This is a genomic window from Pantoea sp. ANP04, from assembly GCF_041982285.1.
Classification (GTDB): domain Bacteria; phylum Pseudomonadota; class Gammaproteobacteria; order Enterobacterales; family Enterobacteriaceae; genus Pantoea; species Pantoea eucalypti.
In genome coordinates, this window is the sequence record NZ_JAUTYS010000207.1 from 1 (window position 1) to 507 (window position 507).

Here is a 507-nt window from a genome sequence, read left to right on the forward strand (position 1 = left end):
AACTTTGTTCTTAAGTTTAGCTAATGCAGTACCAGCTTTTATATAGTTATTATCATTAATTGCAGATAGATACGCTTTAACATTTTCGATATCACCTGACTTAATATCTCTTAACGTATCCCATTCAGTATAGTAATCAGGAAAAGAATATTCTCTCAAAGCGTATCACCCCAATGCTGTATATTTATAAGTATAGTTCTCCCAATTTAACGTGCCTGCTAAATATGGCCAGAAGTTTTTACCATTACTAGGTTCATCTATTTTACTATCTGGTCTAAATCTAATACCGTCTTTAGTAATCTCTACATCTAAATAAAAATTATAAGCAACAAAATTTGTTGGATCATTAGATGGATCATAAGCATATCTTGAAGAGAAACCAATACCAAGTTTAGGTAATAGATATCCATAATATCCAGAGTCATCACCATCAATGAAAACAACAGAAGGCACAAATGGAATATCTATTTCTTTCCATGTCATCTCAACTAATTTATATTGTTCGCC

Annotated in this window: 1 protein-coding gene; it reads right to left on the bottom strand. The window is 31.4% G+C overall.

Going from position 1 to position 507, the window contains the following annotated elements; genetic code table 11:
* Nucleotides 1–165 precede the first annotated feature (165 nt).
* Nucleotides 166–507, bottom strand: a 342-nt coding sequence (locus Q7C21_RS23145) for a hypothetical protein (RefSeq protein WP_375151261.1), incomplete at its 5' end; no start/stop codon positions are given.